General features: G+C 68.3%; 15 protein-coding genes. 1 reads left to right on the top strand and 14 read right to left on the bottom strand.

Annotation, left to right across the window (positions count from 1 at the left end; genetic code table 11):
• Positions 1–56 precede the first annotated feature (56 nt).
• The 13 genes from LGM42_RS13115 to LGM42_RS13055 all read right to left on the bottom strand — a co-directional run bounded on the left by LGM42_RS13115 (position 57) and on the right by LGM42_RS13055 (position 13,184).
• Positions 57–2,057, bottom strand: a complete 2,001-nt coding sequence (locus LGM42_RS13115; RefSeq protein ID WP_226232388.1) for a family 2A encapsulin nanocompartment cargo protein cysteine desulfurase — start codon at positions 2,055–2,057, stop codon at positions 57–59.
• A complete protein-coding gene (locus LGM42_RS13110; RefSeq protein WP_226232387.1) occupies positions 2,032–2,964 on the bottom strand; it encodes a family 2A encapsulin nanocompartment shell protein in 933 nt (310 codons plus the stop codon). The genes LGM42_RS13115 and LGM42_RS13110 overlap by 26 nt, the downstream gene beginning before the upstream one ends.
• Positions 2,965–3,101: 137 nt before the next feature.
• Positions 3,102–3,323: a helix-turn-helix domain-containing protein gene (locus LGM42_RS13105; protein ID WP_011356215.1), complete on the bottom strand. Its 222-nt coding sequence runs from the start codon at positions 3,321–3,323 to the stop codon at positions 3,102–3,104.
• An 8-nt stretch (positions 3,324–3,331) separates the two neighbouring features.
• Positions 3,332–4,270 (bottom strand): serine O-acetyltransferase EpsC, encoded by a 939-nt coding sequence (epsC, locus tag LGM42_RS13100; RefSeq protein ID WP_059579927.1) that lies wholly within the window; start codon positions 4,268–4,270, stop codon positions 3,332–3,334.
• Between the two features lie 28 nt (positions 4,271–4,298).
• Positions 4,299–4,769, bottom strand: coding sequence for a rhodanese-like domain-containing protein (locus LGM42_RS13095; protein ID WP_104013039.1), 471 nt, complete (start codon positions 4,767–4,769; stop codon positions 4,299–4,301).
• A 372-nt stretch (positions 4,770–5,141) separates the two neighbouring features.
• A complete protein-coding gene (locus LGM42_RS13090) occupies positions 5,142–6,542 on the bottom strand; it encodes an amidase family protein (protein WP_226232386.1) in 1,401 nt (466 codons plus the stop codon).
• 76 nt (positions 6,543–6,618) lie between these two features.
• On the bottom strand, positions 6,619–7,410 hold the full coding sequence (locus LGM42_RS13085; protein ID WP_226232385.1) for an alpha/beta fold hydrolase: 792 nt from the start codon (positions 7,408–7,410) through the stop codon (positions 6,619–6,621).
• A gap of 84 nt (positions 7,411–7,494) precedes the next feature.
• Positions 7,495–7,815 (bottom strand): DUF4148 domain-containing protein, encoded by a 321-nt coding sequence (locus LGM42_RS13080; RefSeq protein WP_226232384.1) that lies wholly within the window; start codon positions 7,813–7,815, stop codon positions 7,495–7,497.
• Positions 7,816–8,093: 278 nt separating this feature from the next.
• Positions 8,094–8,636 carry a cytochrome P460 family protein gene (locus LGM42_RS13075; protein WP_059579916.1) on the bottom strand — a complete coding sequence of 181 codons (543 nt, stop codon included), beginning with the start codon at positions 8,634–8,636 and terminating at the stop codon, positions 8,094–8,096.
• Positions 8,636–9,679: an alpha/beta fold hydrolase gene (locus tag LGM42_RS13070; protein WP_226232383.1), complete on the bottom strand. Its 1,044-nt coding sequence runs from the start codon at positions 9,677–9,679 to the stop codon at positions 8,636–8,638. Before LGM42_RS13070 ends, LGM42_RS13075 begins: the two co-directional genes overlap by 1 nt.
• 254 nt (positions 9,680–9,933) lie before the next feature.
• Positions 9,934–11,313 carry a tripartite tricarboxylate transporter permease gene (locus LGM42_RS13065; RefSeq protein WP_226232382.1) on the bottom strand — a complete coding sequence of 460 codons (1,380 nt, stop codon included), beginning with the start codon at positions 11,311–11,313 and terminating at the stop codon, positions 9,934–9,936.
• Positions 11,313–11,810 (bottom strand): hypothetical protein, encoded by a 498-nt coding sequence (locus tag LGM42_RS13060; protein WP_060315926.1) that lies wholly within the window; start codon positions 11,808–11,810, stop codon positions 11,313–11,315. Before LGM42_RS13060 ends, LGM42_RS13065 begins: the two co-directional genes overlap by 1 nt.
• A gap of 87 nt (positions 11,811–11,897) precedes the next feature.
• Positions 11,898–13,184, bottom strand: a complete 1,287-nt coding sequence (locus tag LGM42_RS13055; RefSeq protein ID WP_089465378.1) for a hydroxymethylglutaryl-CoA reductase, degradative — start codon at positions 13,182–13,184, stop codon at positions 11,898–11,900.
• 164 nt (positions 13,185–13,348) lie between these two features.
• On the opposite strand from LGM42_RS13055, the gene LGM42_RS13050 reads away from it, so the two are divergent.
• The gene (locus LGM42_RS13050) at positions 13,349–14,734 is read left to right on the top strand and encodes a PLP-dependent aminotransferase family protein (RefSeq protein ID WP_089465377.1); all 1,386 of its coding nucleotides are present in this window, start codon (positions 13,349–13,351) and stop codon (positions 14,732–14,734) included.
• 53 nt (positions 14,735–14,787) lie between these two features.
• On the opposite strand, the gene LGM42_RS13045 is transcribed toward LGM42_RS13050, so the two are convergent.
• Positions 14,788–16,065 carry an epoxide hydrolase family protein gene (locus LGM42_RS13045; RefSeq protein ID WP_059579901.1) on the bottom strand — a complete coding sequence of 426 codons (1,278 nt, stop codon included), beginning with the start codon at positions 16,063–16,065 and terminating at the stop codon, positions 14,788–14,790.
• Between the last annotated feature and the right edge of the window lie 192 nt (positions 16,066–16,257).

Below are 16,257 nucleotides of genomic sequence, written 5' to 3'. Positions count from 1 at the left end.
GCGGCCCGCAAAGGCCGCCGCAAGCGGACACCGTCAGCGCAACGAGAACGACGACGTCAACGTCGCGCCGCCAGTCTCCTGACGACACTCACGAGCGCATCGACTTCGTCGCACGTGTTGTAGAACGCGAGCGACGGCCGCACCGTGGCCTCGAGCCCGAAACGCCGCAGGATCGGTTGCGCGCAGTGATGCCCCGAGCGCACCGCGATGCCCTCTTCGTTCAGCGCCTGCCCGACTTCCTCGGTTTCATAGCCCTTCAGCACGAACGACAGCACGCTCGCCTTGTCGCGCGCGGTGCCGACGAGCCGCACGCCCGGCACCGGCGCGAGCACGCTCGTCGCATACGCGAGCAGATCGTGCTCGTAGCGCGCGATGTTCTCGATGCCGACGCGGTTCACGTAATCGAGCGCGGCACCCAGCCCCACCGCATCCGCGATGTTGCCGGTACCGGCTTCGAAGCGGTTCGGCGGCGGCTGGAACACCGTGCGCTCGAACGTCACGTCCGCGATCATGTTGCCGCCGCCCTGCCACGGCGGCATGTCGTCGAGGATCGCGCGCTTGCCGTACACGACGCCGATCCCGGTCGGCCCGTAGATCTTGTGCCCGGAGAACACGAAGAAATCCGCATCGAGCGCCTGCACGTCCACCCGCATGTGCGAGATCGACTGCGCGCCGTCGACCAGCGCCTTCGCGCCCGCGCGATGCGCGAGCTCGACGATCTCCTTCACCGGCACGACCGTGCCGAGCGCGTTCGACACCTGCGTGACGGACACGATCTTCGTGCGATCGTTGAGCAGCTTCCGGTATTCGTCGAGCAGTACCTGCCCCGAATCGTCGACCGGAATCACGCGCAGCTTCGCGCCTTTCTGCGCGGCAAGCTGCTGCCACGGCACGATGTTCGCGTGATGCTCGAGATGCGACACGACGATCTCGTCGCCTTCGCCGACGTTCTGCACGCCCCACGTCTTCGCGATCAGGTTGATCGCCTCGGTCGTGCCGCGCACGAACACGATCTCGTCGGGCGACGATGCGCCGATGAAGCGCTGCACCGTTTCCCGCGCATGCTCGTACGCATCCGTCGCGCGGCCGGCCAGTGCGTGGGCCGCGCGGTGGATGTTCGAGTTCTCATGTGCGTAGAAGTACGCGAGGCGGTCGATCACGGCCTGCGGCTTGTGCGTCGTCGCCGCGTTGTCGAACCAGACGAGCTGCTTGCCGTTCACGCGCTCCTGAAGGATCGGGAAATCGCGGCGGATCGCGTTCACGTCGAACGGCGGGTGTGCGCCGCGATACGGCTGGCCCTGCGGCTCGGCCGCCTGCGCGTCGTCGATGAAGTAGCGCGGCACGTCGGCCCCCGACCCACGCGACACCGGCACGTCGCGACGCACGGCGAGCAGTTCGCGCAGCGCGTCGTCGCCCGGCAACCCGAACGCTTCCGGCGACGCGAGGCCGTTCGACGGCACGACGATGTCCTGCGGCGTCGCCTGCCAGCCCTGCAGCGAACCGTCGGTGAAGTAGTACGGCGACGCCTTCGTCGCGCCTTCCGGTGCGGCCGCGTTCACCTGCGGCACGCCGAGCGCCGCGCCGCCAACCCGCGGTTCGAGCGCGGGCGCGATCGACACGGCGTTGTCGGGCAGCCCGTTCTGCGCGGCCGCATGCGGCGCGAGCGCGGGGGCGCGGTTGCCGAGCGACAACACATGCGTCGGCGCGGACGGCGCGAGGTTCGCGCCCGGTACCTTGCCTTGCGGCAGCGCGAGCCCCGGCACGCCGGTGCCCGCTCCGCCCGGGCCTGCAAGCGGCGAGCCGCCCGGCACCGGGTTGCTGACCGACGCGAGGATCGGCGCCGCCGCCGGCAATGCCGACGGCACGCCGCCGACCGCGCCGCTGCCCGCCGACAGCCCGGGCGCGGTGGCCTGCCCGGGCGGCGTCGCGAAGAACTCGGACGCGAGCCGCGCGAGCGTCGCCGGATCGGGCAACCCGGCCGGCAGCGGCGCGTGGGGCAACGCGTGCGCGTCGCCGGCGGCCACGCCGGGATTAACGATAGGTGTCGGGATAGTCATGGAACTTGGCGATTTCGACGTCATCGAGGACAGCCAGCGCATCCGGCGAATGGACCGCGAGCGAGCAATACAGCGAGATCAGGTACGACGCGATCGCCTGGTTGTTGATCCCCATGAAGCGCACCGACAGGCCCGGCCCCTGCTCACCCGCGACGCCCGGCTGATACAGGCCGACGACGCCCTGACGCTTGTCGCCGACGCGCAGCAGCAGGATCTTGGTCTTGCCATCCGCGACCGGCACCTTGTCCGACGGGATCAGCGGAATGCCGCGCCACGTGAGGAACTGCGAGCCGAACAGGCTGACCGTCGGCGGCGGCACGCCGCGCCGCGTGCATTCGCGGCCGAACGCGGCGATCGCGAGCGGGTGTGTCAGGAAGAACGCCGGTTCCTTCCACACCTTCGTCAGCAGCTCGTCGAGATCGTCCGGCGTCGGCGCGCCCGTCAGCGGGAAGATCCGCTGTTCGTCGGCCACGTTCGCGAGCAGCCCGTAATCGGGATTGTTGATCAGCTGGCTTTCCTGCAGCTCCTTGATCGTCTCGATCGTCAGGCGCAGCTGTTCCTTGATCTGGTCGTGAGGACTGCTGTAAAGATCGGAGATCCGCGTATGCACGTCGAGCACCGTGCTCACCGCGTTCAGGAAGTATTCGCGCGGCTGTTCCTCGTACGGCACGAAGGTCTGCGGCAGCACGCTTTCGTCCTCGAGCTGCGTGCACGCGGCGCGCACGGCTTCCGGGTTCTTCACCTGGTTCAGCCGATAGATGCCGGCCTCGACCGGCACCCATTGCAGCAGATGGGTCAGCCAGCGCGGCGTGATCGTGGAAAGCTGGGGGACGGTCTTGGTAGCGTTCGCTAGTTGGCGGGCGGCGTGATCGCTCAGCGCGGCCGTGCCGCTTGCAACGGTCGACATGTGTGGCTCCGGGTTCTTAAGATGAAAAACGGGATTGCTTATGACGCTCGGTGATTATCGGAAGCACACCCGTGCCGGCTCAACATGCTATAGCCGTCAGGGGCGTGCAACCGAAGGGGAAACGATGCGGCGCGAGCTCAGGTGACGTACGCGCCCGGCAGCAGCGTCGAGATCGACACGTCGAACGCGCGCGCGATCTTGTCGGCCGTGACGATCGACGCGATCGCCTCGCCGCGCTCGATCTCGCCGACGTACGAGCGGTTCAGCCCCGCATGCTCGGCCAGTTGCTCCTGCGACCACGTGCGCGCTTCGCGCAGCTTGCGCACGTTGGCGCCGAAGTGATGGATGAGGTCGCTCATCGCGCCTCCTAGGCGACGCGCGCCGCCGTGCGCGGCGCGGCATTCGCTTCGCTGCGCAGCACGGCCTGCGTGACGTTTTCGCCGGGCGGCACGTCCTGCGTGAGCCACACGTTGCCGCCGATCACCGCGCCGCGTCCGATCGTCACGCGGCCGAGAATCGTTGCGCCTGCATAGATCACCACGTCGTCCTCGACGATCGGATGGCGGGCCAGCCCTTTCTCCAGATGGCCGGCCGCATCGCGCGGGAAGCGCTTCGCGCCGAGCGTGACGGCCTGGTACACGCGCACGCGCTCGCCGATGATCGCCGTCTCGCCGATCACGACGCCCGTGCCGTGATCGATGAAGAAGCCCGCGCCGATGCGCGCGCCCGGATGAATGTCGATGCCCGTTTCCGCATGCGCCTGCTCGGCGATGATCCGCGCGAGCAGCGGCAGGCCGAGCCCGTACAGCTCGTGCGCGAGCCGGTGGTGGATCATCGCGAGGATGCCCGGGTAGCACAGCAGCACCTCGTCGACGCTGCCGGCCGCCGGATCGCCGTGGAAGGCGGCCAGCACGTCGCTGTCGAGCAGCCGGCGAATCTCCGGCAGGCGCGCGGCGAATGCCTGCACGGCCTTCGACGCGACTTCGTCGAGGTTGTCGAGCGGCCCGTCGGCATTACGCTGACGTGCCGCGTAGCGCAATTCGAGCGTCACTTGAGTGAGCAACGCATTCAGGGCCGCGTCGAGCGCGTGGGCCACGTGAAGGTTCTCGCTTTCCTGCCGCAGGTCGGGCGGCCCGAGCCGCATCGGGAACAGCACGCCCTTCAGCGCGCCGACGATCTGCGCGAGTGCCTCGCGCGCCGGCAAATCGCGCCCGCCCGGTTCAAGCGAGCGCCGCTGCTTTTCGCGCCATGCGCGGCGCACCGTCTGCAGCGATTGAACGATGTCGTCGATGTCGAACGCGGCCATGCTGCTTTCTCCCCGTAACGGCCGTGAATCAATCCTGCGCCCACGGCAGGCCGCGAAAGCGCCAGCCGTTGCGGCCGCCGCGATGCTGCCGGTCGTCGAGGTCGCCCTCGAAGCCTTCGAGCACGTTGAATACCTGCGTGAAACCGCCCTTCGTGGCAGCCTCGGCCGCCTGCGCCGAGCGGTTGCCGCTGCGGCACAGCAACAGCACGACCGCATCCTTGCCGGTCTTTGCTTCCAGCTCGCGCACGAAGCGCGGGTTGCGCGTCAGGCTCGTGCCGGTCGCCCACGGCACGTGCAGCGACTCCGGCACGTAACCGACGAATTTCCGTTCCTCGGCCGTGCGCACGTCCACCAGCAATGCATCGCCCGCCGCGAACAGCGCCCACGCGGCTTGCGGCGCGACGCCGCCCGCGTAGGGCGTGCCGGCCGCCACGGCTGCCGCGCGCGCGTCTTCGAGCGCCTGCTGCGCAGCGGTTCGTTCTTGCAGTTCAACCGTCATGACACTTCCTCGTTCTCGCAGATTCGTATGAACAAAAACACCGGGAATGCGGCCGTCGCAGCTTGCGTGCTGTCTATAGCCGTCAGCGCCACTATGCGAGTGCGGTCGGGGAAGCAGAACCAATAAAAATTCATTTCCTAATCAGCGCCGCGGGGAATGCAATAGCGGACGCGCGCTATCGGCGCGCGGTCGATCGTGGGCTGGAAATGGAGGGCGATGGCCGTTCGATGTCGTGCATCGAAGGGGGTGAAAAGAAAGGAGGGGGACGATCGACGCGCATTTCGCGCGTCGTCATGGAATCCGAAATGACACGAGCCACGCGATGCACCGACGAAGCCGCCGAGCCTCGTCGATGCACGCGCCGTCAGCACATCACGCCACCGGATCGACCGGCGCAACCGGCGCGCCACGCGCCTCGATATCGCGCCCGGCAAGCAGACACAGATCCTCGCGATGATGCGTGGCCACCACCTGCACGCCCACCGGCACGCCGTTCACGAGCGACGTCGTGACGGCCAGCCCCGGTAGCCCCATCGCAGGCAGCGCGCGCAACGTGAGCTGCGCTTCCCACACGCGCTCGAACCCGTCCGGCCCTTGCCGGTCGAGATCGTCGGGGAACGGCAGTTCCGCGGAAACAGGCAGCAGCAACACCGCATATTCATCGAGAAACAGTCGCCACGCTCGCGTCAGCGTCGTGCGTCGAACCAGTGCGCGACTGATCACGTCGGCCGGCAGGTCGCGCACCTTGCCGCGCACGGCGGCGATCACCGCGGCCGCGCCCGGATCGCCGTCTTGCTCGACCGCGTTCGCCAGCGCGTCGAACCCGTCGCCCAGCCACAGCTGCTCCTGCAGCAGCGCCGCCTCGCGCATCGGCGGCGTATCGTCGATCTCGTCGACGGTCCAGCCTGCATCGACGAGCCGACGCGCGGCATCGCGCAACGCGGCCTCGACTTCGGGCACGACCTCGAGGCCACGCGGACGCACGCACAACGCCGCGCGCTTCGGCACCGCGCGCCCGTCGAACGGCACCGCGACGTGCCACGGATCGCGCGGGTCCGGCGCGGAGAACGCCCGCAGCGCGAGCGAGAGATCGTCGATCGTGCGCGCGATCGGCCCAGCCGTCGACATCAGTTGCGCGCCGATCGCCCGCTCGGGCGACGACGCATTGAACGCCGGCACGCGGCCGAGCGACGGCCGGATTCCGTGTACGCCGCACGCGTAGGCCGGGTAGCGCACCGAGCCGCCGATGTCGGTGCCGACCGCGAGCGGGCCGATCCCGGCCGCAACGGCCGCCGCCGCGCCGCCGCTCGATCCGCCCGGCGTCAGCGACGGATTACGCGGATTGCGCGTGCGGCCATGCACGAGATTCGACGTGAACCAGCGCAACGCGAACGTCGGCGAATTGGTGCGGCCGAGCAGCACCCCGCCGGCCTTGCGGATGTTCGCGACCACCGGGCTGTCGGCTTGCGCGATCAGGCTCTCCTGCAAGCGCGTACCGTTGGTCGTCGCGAAGCCGGCCTGGTCGACGTTGATCTTCACGGTGACGGGTACGCCCGCGAGCGGCCCCGGATCGTCGCCGCGCGCGATCGCACGATCGACTTCGTCGGCCTGCCGCCGCACGTCGTCGGGGCGATGCTCGACCACCGCGTTGATCGCCGGATTCACGGCGTCCAGCCGGTCGAGCACGGATTCCGCCACGTCGCGCGCGGACACTTCACGCTGCCGCACGCGCTTCGCGAGTTCGGTTGCCGACAGTTGCCAGAGTTGCGTCATCACTTCTCCTGGTGGAAAGACATCGCCATCACTCAAGGCGCCGCGCATCCTCACGAAAGCGCGGCGCCGTGTTCGCTCACTGCGTATCGTGCTTCGCGCGCTCGGCGGCGGCGATGATCGCGTCGGCCACGGCTTTCGGCTGGCTCAGCATCGCGACATGGCTGCCGTTCACGCGCGCGACCGTCGCGCCGATCCGCTTCGCCATCGCTTCCTGCAGCTTCGGATCGATCATCCGGTCCTGCGTCGCGACGACGAACGTCGACGGCTTCGCATGCCACGCGGCCTGCGTGACCTTCTCCGAGATGCAGCCACCGTACCACGGCCCTTGCGTCGCCGCGACGATGCGCTGCTGCGCGGGCGGCAGATCCGGCGCGAAATCCTGCGCGATCGCCTTGTCCGACAGCCGCGCGAAACCACCCGCGTCCTTGCGCAACTCGCCGGCCCACGACGGCGCCGGCAGCCCTTGCGTGACGTCGGCGATCGACTGGCCGTTGTCGGGCGCGAACGCCGCGACGTACACGAGCGACTTCACCTTGTCGTCGTTGCCCGCGTCGCTGATCACGACGCCGGCCCACGAATGGCCGACCAGCACGACCGGCCCTTTCTGTTCGTCGATCGCGCGTTTCGTCGCGGCCGCATCGTCGGCGAGCGAACTCAGCGGATTCTGCACCGACACCACGTGCAGCCCGCGCGCCTCGAGCAGCGGAATCACGCGGTTCCAGCTCGACCCGTCGGCGAACGCGCCGTGCACGAGCACGACGTTGGTGCCCTTCAGGTCTTCCTTCGGTGCGGCCTGCGCCGCGACCGCACCGAACAGTCCGCCGACTATCGCGGCGGATACCAGAACGCGTTTCATCAAACCGGCCATCGTCATGCTCCTTTCTTTGTCGTGTTGTTCAAGTGAAGTGCTTCAGCGCGCGCCACACCTACGTGAAGCAGGCGCGGCGACCGATCACGAATGCGCGTACAGGTCGTCGGCGGCGTTGCGATGGCCGGCCGACGTCGACGCATCGGCCACGTTGTCGCCTTGCGACTTCGACGGGCCGTTCTGGTCGGAGCGTGCGACCTGCTGCGCGGCGGCGACGGCTTGCTCCGCGGCCGCGATATCGTCCGGGTAGTGCGCTTCGCTGCCGGCCGGGTTGTAGCCGGCCTGCTCGAGACGGATGAGGTCGGCGCGCACTTCGGCACGCGTGAGGCCGTGGCCCGTATCGGCGAACGACAGGGCCGGAGCAACGGCGAGGACGGCAACGACGAGGATTCGAGCGGCTTTCATGAGAGTTCTCCTTGAAGGAAGTTGGGGTGTCGATCACTTGGCATTCGGCGTGAACGTCTGGCGCTGAACGCTTGCTGCATGTCGACAGTAGAACCCGCGCACGTATCCGGCATGTTTCCGAAACCGGGGCGTTCTGCATGCCAGTTTTTCAGGAACGACCGCAGATACAGTGCGATACAAACGCGCGTGATCCGTTTCGCCCCCCCGCCGCCCACCCATGAAAAAAGGCGTGCCTCGCAAGGCACGCCTTTCCCTCCACTTCACGCCGCCGTGTCACGTCACGGCGCGAGCCGCGTGAACACGTAATCGTGATTCTTCACGCGCGCCTGGTGACACGCAAAGCACGTCTGATGCTGGCCGATGTCGGCGGGCACGCCGTTGATGAAGCGCCCGAAGCCCCAGCCGCCCGTCGATGCATAGCGGCGCGAGTCCTTCACCATCACCTGCACGGTCGTCGCCTGCCCGGGCACCGTCGCCGGCGGAAACTCGTCGGACTGCTTGCGCTTGTACGCGAGCTTCACGAGGATCGTGCCATCCGGAAACGGCAGCGTCGCCTTTTCGAGCGCGCGGATCGCGACCGGATTGCCGAGCACCACGCGCAACTCGTCGAGCGGCGCGGCTTCCTCTGCCGGCGCAACCATTTCCCACTTGCGATAGCCGGGCGGAATCGTCACGCCGTAGATCGGCGACGCGGCCGCGGCCGGCTTCGGCTGTTCCGCGAACGCGGCCGGCCCGCTCGCCGACCACGCACCGGCCAGCAGCACGCCCGCGGCGACCACCCGGCGCGCACCGCGCCGCCACACTCCCACGCGCGCCCGCATCACAGATGCTCCACTTGCAGGATCGCATCGGCGAATGCCTGCGGCGCTTCCTGCGGCAGGTTGTGGCCGATGCCGCCGGTGATCGTCCGGTGCTGGTACTTGCCGGTGAACTTCTTCGCGTACGCGGCCGGCTCCGGATGCGGCGCGCCGTTCGCGTCGCCTTCCATCGTGATCGTCGGCACCGTGATCGCGGGGCCTGCCGCGAGACGCCGCTCGATGTCGTCGTATTGCGCTTCGCCCTTCGCGAGCCCGAGACGCCAGCGATAGTTGTGGATCACGACGGCCACGTGGTCGGGATTCTGGAACGACGCGGCCGTGCGCACAAAGGTTTCGTCGGAGAACTGCCACTTCGGCGACGCGAGCTGCCAGATCAGCTTGTTGAACGCATCGCGGTTCTGCGCGTAGCCGAGTTCGCCGCGCTCCGTCGTGAAATAGAACTGGTACCACCACTGCAGCTCGGCCTTCGGCGGCAGCGGCTTGGCGTTCGCCGCCTGGCTGCCGATCAGGTAGCCGCTCACCGACACCAGCGCCTTCACGCGCTGCGGCCACAGCGCCGCGATGACGTCGGCCGTGCGCGCGCCCCAGTCGTAACCGCCGAACACCGCGCGGTCGATCTTCAGTGCATCCATCAGCGCGACGATGTCGACGGCCGTGACGGCCTGCTGGCCGTTGCGCACCGTGTCGGCCGAGCGGAACGTCGTCGAGCCGTAGCCGCGCAGGTACGGCACGATCACGCGATAGCCGGCCGCGACGAGCAGCGGCGCGACTTCCGCGTAGCTGTAGATGTCGTACGGCCAGCCGTGCAGCAGGAACACGGCCGGGCCGTTCTTCGGGCCGAGATCCGCATACCCGACGTTGAGCACGCCCGCGTCGATCTGGTGGATCGTGCCCAGCGACGCGGCGCCGGCCGCACGCTTGCCGGCCGATGCATCGGGCGCGGACTGCGCATGCGCAAGCGCGCTGAAGCCGAGGTCGGCCAGGCTGAGGCTCGCCAGCGTCGAGCCCAGGATCAGGCGGCGGCGGGTGTTCACGTTATCGGACATGACTCGTTCTCCATTGTCGATCGCTAAGGAAGGGGCCCGCGGCACGTGCGGGCATTCGGGTATCGTCGTTCGCAGCGGCGGCGCATCGCACCGCGCCGTCGTGTGAATCGCTTCACCGGTTTTATATCCGAACCGACCGGGCGCTTTGTATCCCAACGTATCTGTGTGCGAACACGACAAAAAGCGATTCAAAAATCGTCGGAAAAGCGACGTTTCGCCGCGATGGCCGGGCATCCGCGACCGGCGCCGGCGCGTCAGAACAGTTTGGCGATCGCGGGCACGCTGAGCACCGCGACGTAATAGCCCATGAACTGCACGCCCGTGTTGAACGCGAACAGGCGTGACAGCATTCCGCCGAACAGGCCGATCGTCACGATCACGGCGAGCCCGAGCAGTTGCCCTTCCCACACGCCGATCACGACGATCAGCCCGGCGAAGGTCGCGATGATCGCTTCATGGCTCAGCTTGCGCGCGACGAACGACGCCGCGCGGTGCGCGTGGTGCATCGCGAGCGGATACGCGATCAGCGCGGCCAGCACGATCGACAGCAGCCCGTAGCCGAGGAACGCCGGCCAGCTCATCAGCGTATGCAGGTTGTGGACCTGCCCGCTTGCCGCATCGACCGTGAAGCGCGGCGGCGCATTGAACAGCGGCGCCGCGGGGCCGGCCGCCACCGGGCTCAGCGGCAGCCCGAACGCGATCAGCGGAATCAGCGCTTCGGCGATGTAGGTCGCCTCCGTCACGCCGTTGCGCGCGGCGATCACCGTCGTCAGGCGCTGGTACGCATGACGCACGCGGGCACCGACGATCTCGCCCATCAGCACCGTCATCGCGACCGGGCTGAACACGAACGTCGCGCTCGACACGGCGGCCGTGCCGACCGTCCATGCGACCTGCTCGCGGTCGAGCACCTTCAGCGGATTCGGGAAGTAGCCGCGCCAGCTTTTCACGTCGGGCGCGAGCACGAACGTCGACGGCCCGTCGCGACGCATGCGCCGCCGCTCGGCCGGCGACAGGATCGAGAACAGGTCGGCCACCAGCGGCCCGATCGCGATCCCGAGGAAGTAGCTGACGCTCAGCTTCACGCCGTAACGACCGGTGAGCGCCTGCAAGCCGACCACCAGCATCACGAACGGCACGAGCAGCAGTACCGACGCCCACCGCCCGGCGGAGAAATACGCGATGCCGACGGCCGCCGCGAGGAACACCCACGGCGCCGCCTTCGCGATCGCCGCGCCGAACGGCGCGAGCAGCGACGCGAACAGCACCGCGAGCGGCAGTGCGACGAACGCCGCGACGATCGCGCCGGAGATCATCTTGCGCAGCGCGATGTGCGGCACGCCGAGCGCGCGCAGCAGCGTCGCCTGTTGCAGCAGCGGCGCGGCCATCGTGTCGCCGGGAATACCGAGCAGCGCGGTCGGGATCGCGTGCGTGATGTGCTTGGCCACCGCGCCCGCGAGGAAGAACGTGAATACGCCGGCCGGCGGCACGCCGAGCAGCGCGACGAGCAACGTGAGCGGCGCGATCGTCGTCGTTTCGTCGGTGCCGGAGATCAGGCCGATGGCGGAGAACACGATCGCGCCGAGCAGCCCCATCGCGAACGCGGCCGGCAATGTATGCAGCAGCGCGTCCATCAGCGGCCTCCCGCGCGGGCGCGCCCGGTGGAGGCGTCGTACGACGCGAACAGGTCGAGCAGACCGAGTTCCTCCATCTCGGCGCGCGCGGCGGGCGACAGGTCGTTCGTCGAGCCGAGCCCGCCCGATGCTTCGGCGAGTTGCCGCAATGCGTCGTCGCGCTCGGCGCCGCCCGCCGCATGTTCGATCACCGTGCGCTTCGGCTTGAACAGCCGCGCGCAGATCGCACCGCCCAGCAGGCAGCCGCCGAGGCCGATGAGCATCGCGTAAGCGCGTGCGATCGCCGCGTCGTGCACGAACGACGCGAGCGCGATGCGGCCGACCTCGAACGCGCCGAGGCTGATCGCGATGCCGAGCAGCACCGACCACGCAAGATGCTTCGTCGCCACCGTGTCGCCCCATACCTCGACGAGCGTCGTGGCCGCCGCATCGGCGCCGGCCAACGGCCGGGCGCGATGCGGCGCGGGTGCGACGGCGCTTGAACCGGTCTGTTCCATGTGTCTCCTCCTGGTTTGATATGTCGCCGGCCGTGCCGGCGCGGCGCGCTGCACGCCGCCTGTATCGCGCGGCGTGCAGCGCGCGGGTCAGCCGCCGCTGCGGCCCGCGAGCAACGCGACGGCGAAATCGGTACGCACGTCCTTCGCCGCGACCATCTGCTGCGCGATCCGGTCGATGTCGGCCCCCGTCGCACCGGCCGCGACGGCGATGTTGCGCGCATGCAGCGCCATGTGTCCGCGCTGGATCCCTTCGGTCGCGAGCGCGCGCAGCGCACCGAGATTCTGCGCAAGCCCGACCGCGACCGCAATTTCGCCGAGTTCCTGCGCCGACGTCACGTTCATGATCTTCAATGCAAGGCGCGCGAGCGGATGCGTCTTCGTCGCGCCGCCGACGAGCCCGACCGGCATCGGCATCTCGATCGTGCCGACGAGGTCGCCGTTGGCGGCCTTCTCCCACGTCGTCAGCGACGTATAGCGGCCGCTGCGGCTCGCGTACGCATGCGCGCCGGCCTCGACCGCGCGCCAGTCGTTGCCGGTCGCGACCACCACCGGATCGATGCCGTTCATGATGCCCTTGTTGTGGGTCGCCGCGCGGTACGGATCGGTCGCCGCGAACACGTATGCGTCGATCACGCGGTCGATCACGTCCTCGCCGGCGTAATCGTCGGTCGCGAGCGTCGCCGCCGAGTACCGTACCTCCGCGCGCGCCAACCGCAAATCGGCGAGGTTGGACAGTATCCGCAACCGTACCTGGCCGCCGGTAATCGCCTCGATGCGGGTCGCGACGGTTTCGGCCATCGTGTTGACCGTGTTCGCGCCCATCGCGTCGCGCACGTCGACGATCAGGTGCGCGACGATCATCGCGCCGCGCGGCGTGTCGGGGAACACATGAACCTCGATGTCGCGACAGCCGCCGCCGAGGCCCACGAGCACCTTGTCGCGGCTGTTCGCGAGGGCGATCAGTTCGGCCGCGTGCCGCAGGATCGCGAGCCGCGCGCCGTACGGATCGCCGACGCCGATCACCTGCACCTGCGCACGCATCAGCGGGCCGCTGCTGGACGTGCGGAAGCCGCCGGCCGCGCGGGAGAGCTTCGCCATATACGATGCGGCCGCGACGATCGACGGCTCCTCGACGGCCATCGGCACGATCACGTCGCGATCGTTGATCCGGAAGTAGCCGGCCACCGCCATCGGCAGTTCGAACGTGCCGATCACGTTCTCGATCATCCCGTTCGCAGTGTCGAGCGGCAGCGCGCCCGGTTTCGCGAGCAGCGCGTGCTCGGCATCGTCGAGCCCGACGGTGCGGGACAGGTGGGACAGGCGTTGCTCGGGCGTGAGCGAGCGGAAGTTCGGCAAGGCGGAATCGATCGGCATGATGGGTCGGCTGTTTCGGGGTGGCGGTGTGGCCCGTCGGCGCTTGCGGCAGGCAGCGGATAGCCGAATAATAGTCACGCTGTACCCATTGAAAAGGTACAGACGGCGCAGACAATCACCCAGCCGTACCCATGACAGTGGGCCGGCCCCGACGGGACATTCCGATGAAACAGCGTGCGAAAGCCAGCCTGTCTGGCGCAATGGCGGACAATCTGGCCAGACAGATAGAAGAAGGGGTGTTGCCGGCCGGTGCGAAACTGCCGTCGATCAGGGAATACGCCGAGGCGTCCGGCTGCTCGAAGAACACCGTGATCAGCGCGTTCGAGATGCTCGCGGCCGACGGCCTGATCGAGCCGCGCCGCGGCTCGGGCTTCTTCGTCACGCGGCGCGCGGCCGCCGTGCCCGACATCGACGAGCCGAGCTCGCTCGACCGCGCGATGGACATCGTGTGGCTGATGCGCGAGCAACTGCACGTGAAGCCCGACGTGCTCAATCTCGGCGAAGGCTTCCCGCCGATCGAGTGGCTCGAGGAAACGCGGCTGAACCAGTACCAGCAGCGCATCATGCGTACGAGCGCCGCGTCGCTGTTCCGCTACGGCAGCCGCTTCGGCTATCTGCCGCTGCGCCAGTCGCTGCAGCAGAAGCTCGCCGGCTACGAGATCGAGGCGCCGCCCGCGCAGATCGTGCTCACGCACGGCGCGAACCAGGCGATGGACCTCGTGCTGCGCTACTTCGTGCGTCCCGGCGACACCGTGCTCGTCGACGATCCCGGCTACTACCCGCTGTTCGGCAAGCTCAAGCTGAGCGGCGCGAACATCGTCGGCGTGCCGCGCGAGATCGACGGCCCCGACGTCGCGAAACTGGCCGAGCATGTCGCCGCGTACCGGCCGAAGCTGTTCTTCACGCAATCGGTCGGCCACAACCCGACCGCGACCGATACGAGCGCGGCCAAGGCACACCGCATTCTGCAGCTCGCCGACGCGCACGATCTGATCATCGTCGAGGACGATGCGCTCGCCGACCTGCGGCCGCGCTCGCTCACGCGCATCGCGACGCTCGACCAGCTGCGCCGCACCATCTATATCGGCAGTTTTTCGAAATCGGTGTCGGCGGCGCTGCGTGTCGGGTTTCTCGCGTGCAATGCGGCGCTTGCCAGCGATCTCGCCGACGTGAAGATGCTGACGCACGTCAGCAGCTCGGAATACTGCGAACGCACGCTCGACGCGATCGTCAGCGATGGCCATTTCCTCCGGCATACGAACCATCTTCAGGAGAAGTTGCGGCGCGCGACCGGCACCGCGCTCGATGCGCTCGGCCGCCTCGGCGCGGAGGTCTATCGGCCCTGTGACCAGAGCCTGTATCTGTGGGCCGCGCTGCCCGGCTGGCCCGATTCGATGCAGCTCGCGCAGGCAATGCTCGAGCGTGGCGTGATTCTCGCGCCCGGTGCGGTGTTTTCGCCGCAGGCCGATCGTCCGTCGAAGTATTGCCGCTTCAACGTTGCGTATCTCGCGGACAAGCGGTTTGCGCAGGCCTTGCAGGCGGTTACCTGAAAACGAACACGGGCCGCGCCACCGCCTGGCCCGCATTCGTCGTGCAACCGCGCTTACACGCGCCGCAACGGCCGGAACCCGGCACGCACTTCACGCGCAAACAGTTCCGGCTCCTCCCATGCGGCGAAGTGCCCGCCCTTGTCGACTTCGTTGAAGTAGATCAGGTTGTGATAGCTGCGCTCCGCCCAACTGCGCGGCGCCTGGTAGATCTCGCCCGGAAACACCGTGATCGCGGCCGGCAGCGAGATATCCACCGCGTTGAAGTTGTTCGAGTGATCCTCCCAGTAGATTTGCGCAGCGGACGTCGCGGTGTTCGTCAGCCAGTACAGCGAAATGTCGTCGAGAATCTCGTCGCGCGGAATCGAGCGTTCGGGCACGCCGCCGCTGTACGTCCACTGCGAGATCTTGTCGTACATCCACGCGGCCTGTCCGGACGGCGAATCGGCCAGCGCATAGCCGACCGTCTGCGGCCGCGTGACCATCATCGCCGAGTAGCCGCAGTTGTCGCGGTAGAACGTCGCGAGCTTCTCGTACGCGGCCTTCTCCTTCGGCGACAGCGACGCCGGCGCCGGCGCATCGACCTGGAGCAGCGTCGCGATGTCCGGCGGCACCGTCGCCGGCATGTTCACGTGAATCCCGACGAGGCCCTGCACACGCTGCATCGCCATCCGGTGCGAAATCACCGAGCCGCAGTCGCCGCCCTGCGACACGAAGCGCGTATAGCCGAGCCGCGCCATCAGCTCGCCCCACGCGCGCGCGATGTGATCGGAACCCCAGCCGGTCTTCGTCGGACGGCCCGAGAAGCCGAAACCCGGCAACGACGGCACGACGACGTGAAACGCGTCGTCCGCGCTCGCGCCGTGCGCGGTCGGGTCGGTCAGCGGGCCGATCGCCTTCAGCAGCTCGAAGACCGAGCCGGGCCAGCCGTGCGTCATGATCATCGGCATCGCGTTCTCGTGCCGCGAGCGCACGTGGATGAAATGAATGTCGAGCCCGTCGATTTCCGTGATGAACATCGGGAAACCGTTCAGGCGCGCCTCGCCCTTGCGCCAGTCGTAGTCGGTGCCCCAGTAGCGCAGCAGCGCCTGCATGCGCGCGAGCCGCACGCCTTGCGATTCGTCGGCGACGGTTTCGCGGCCCGGCCAGCGCGTCGCGGCAATGCGGCGGCGCAGGTCGACCACGGCTTCATCGGGAATGTGCGCGGTGAACGGGCGTATGCCGCTCGCGCCGGTCGCGGCATGCAGCGCGGTGGGCAGCATCGCCGAGACCCCGGCGGCCACGGAAGTGGCCAGCAGGTGGCGACGCATCGGGGAAAACGGTGTGGAAGACATCGTTCGGCATCCTTTCGTGAAGTGGAAAGTGAAGATGCCGCGCGCGGGATCGCGCCCAGGCTTTCGATCCGGCGCGCCCTCGTCACGCGGCGTCGCCCATTTGAAAGGTCTGATGTATCCGGGATTTGTCTGATTTGTACGCGTTTGTAGCGGCTGCACCGCGAGCGGGCGGCCCGCGCCACCGCTCGCTCG

The sequence above is a fragment of the Burkholderia sp. AU39826 genome (genome assembly GCF_020419965.1).
GTDB classification, from domain to species: Bacteria; Pseudomonadota; Gammaproteobacteria; order Burkholderiales; family Burkholderiaceae; genus Burkholderia; species Burkholderia semiarida.
The sequence above is the reverse complement of the archived record's forward strand: the minus strand, read 5'-3'. Positions and strand labels throughout refer to the sequence as shown.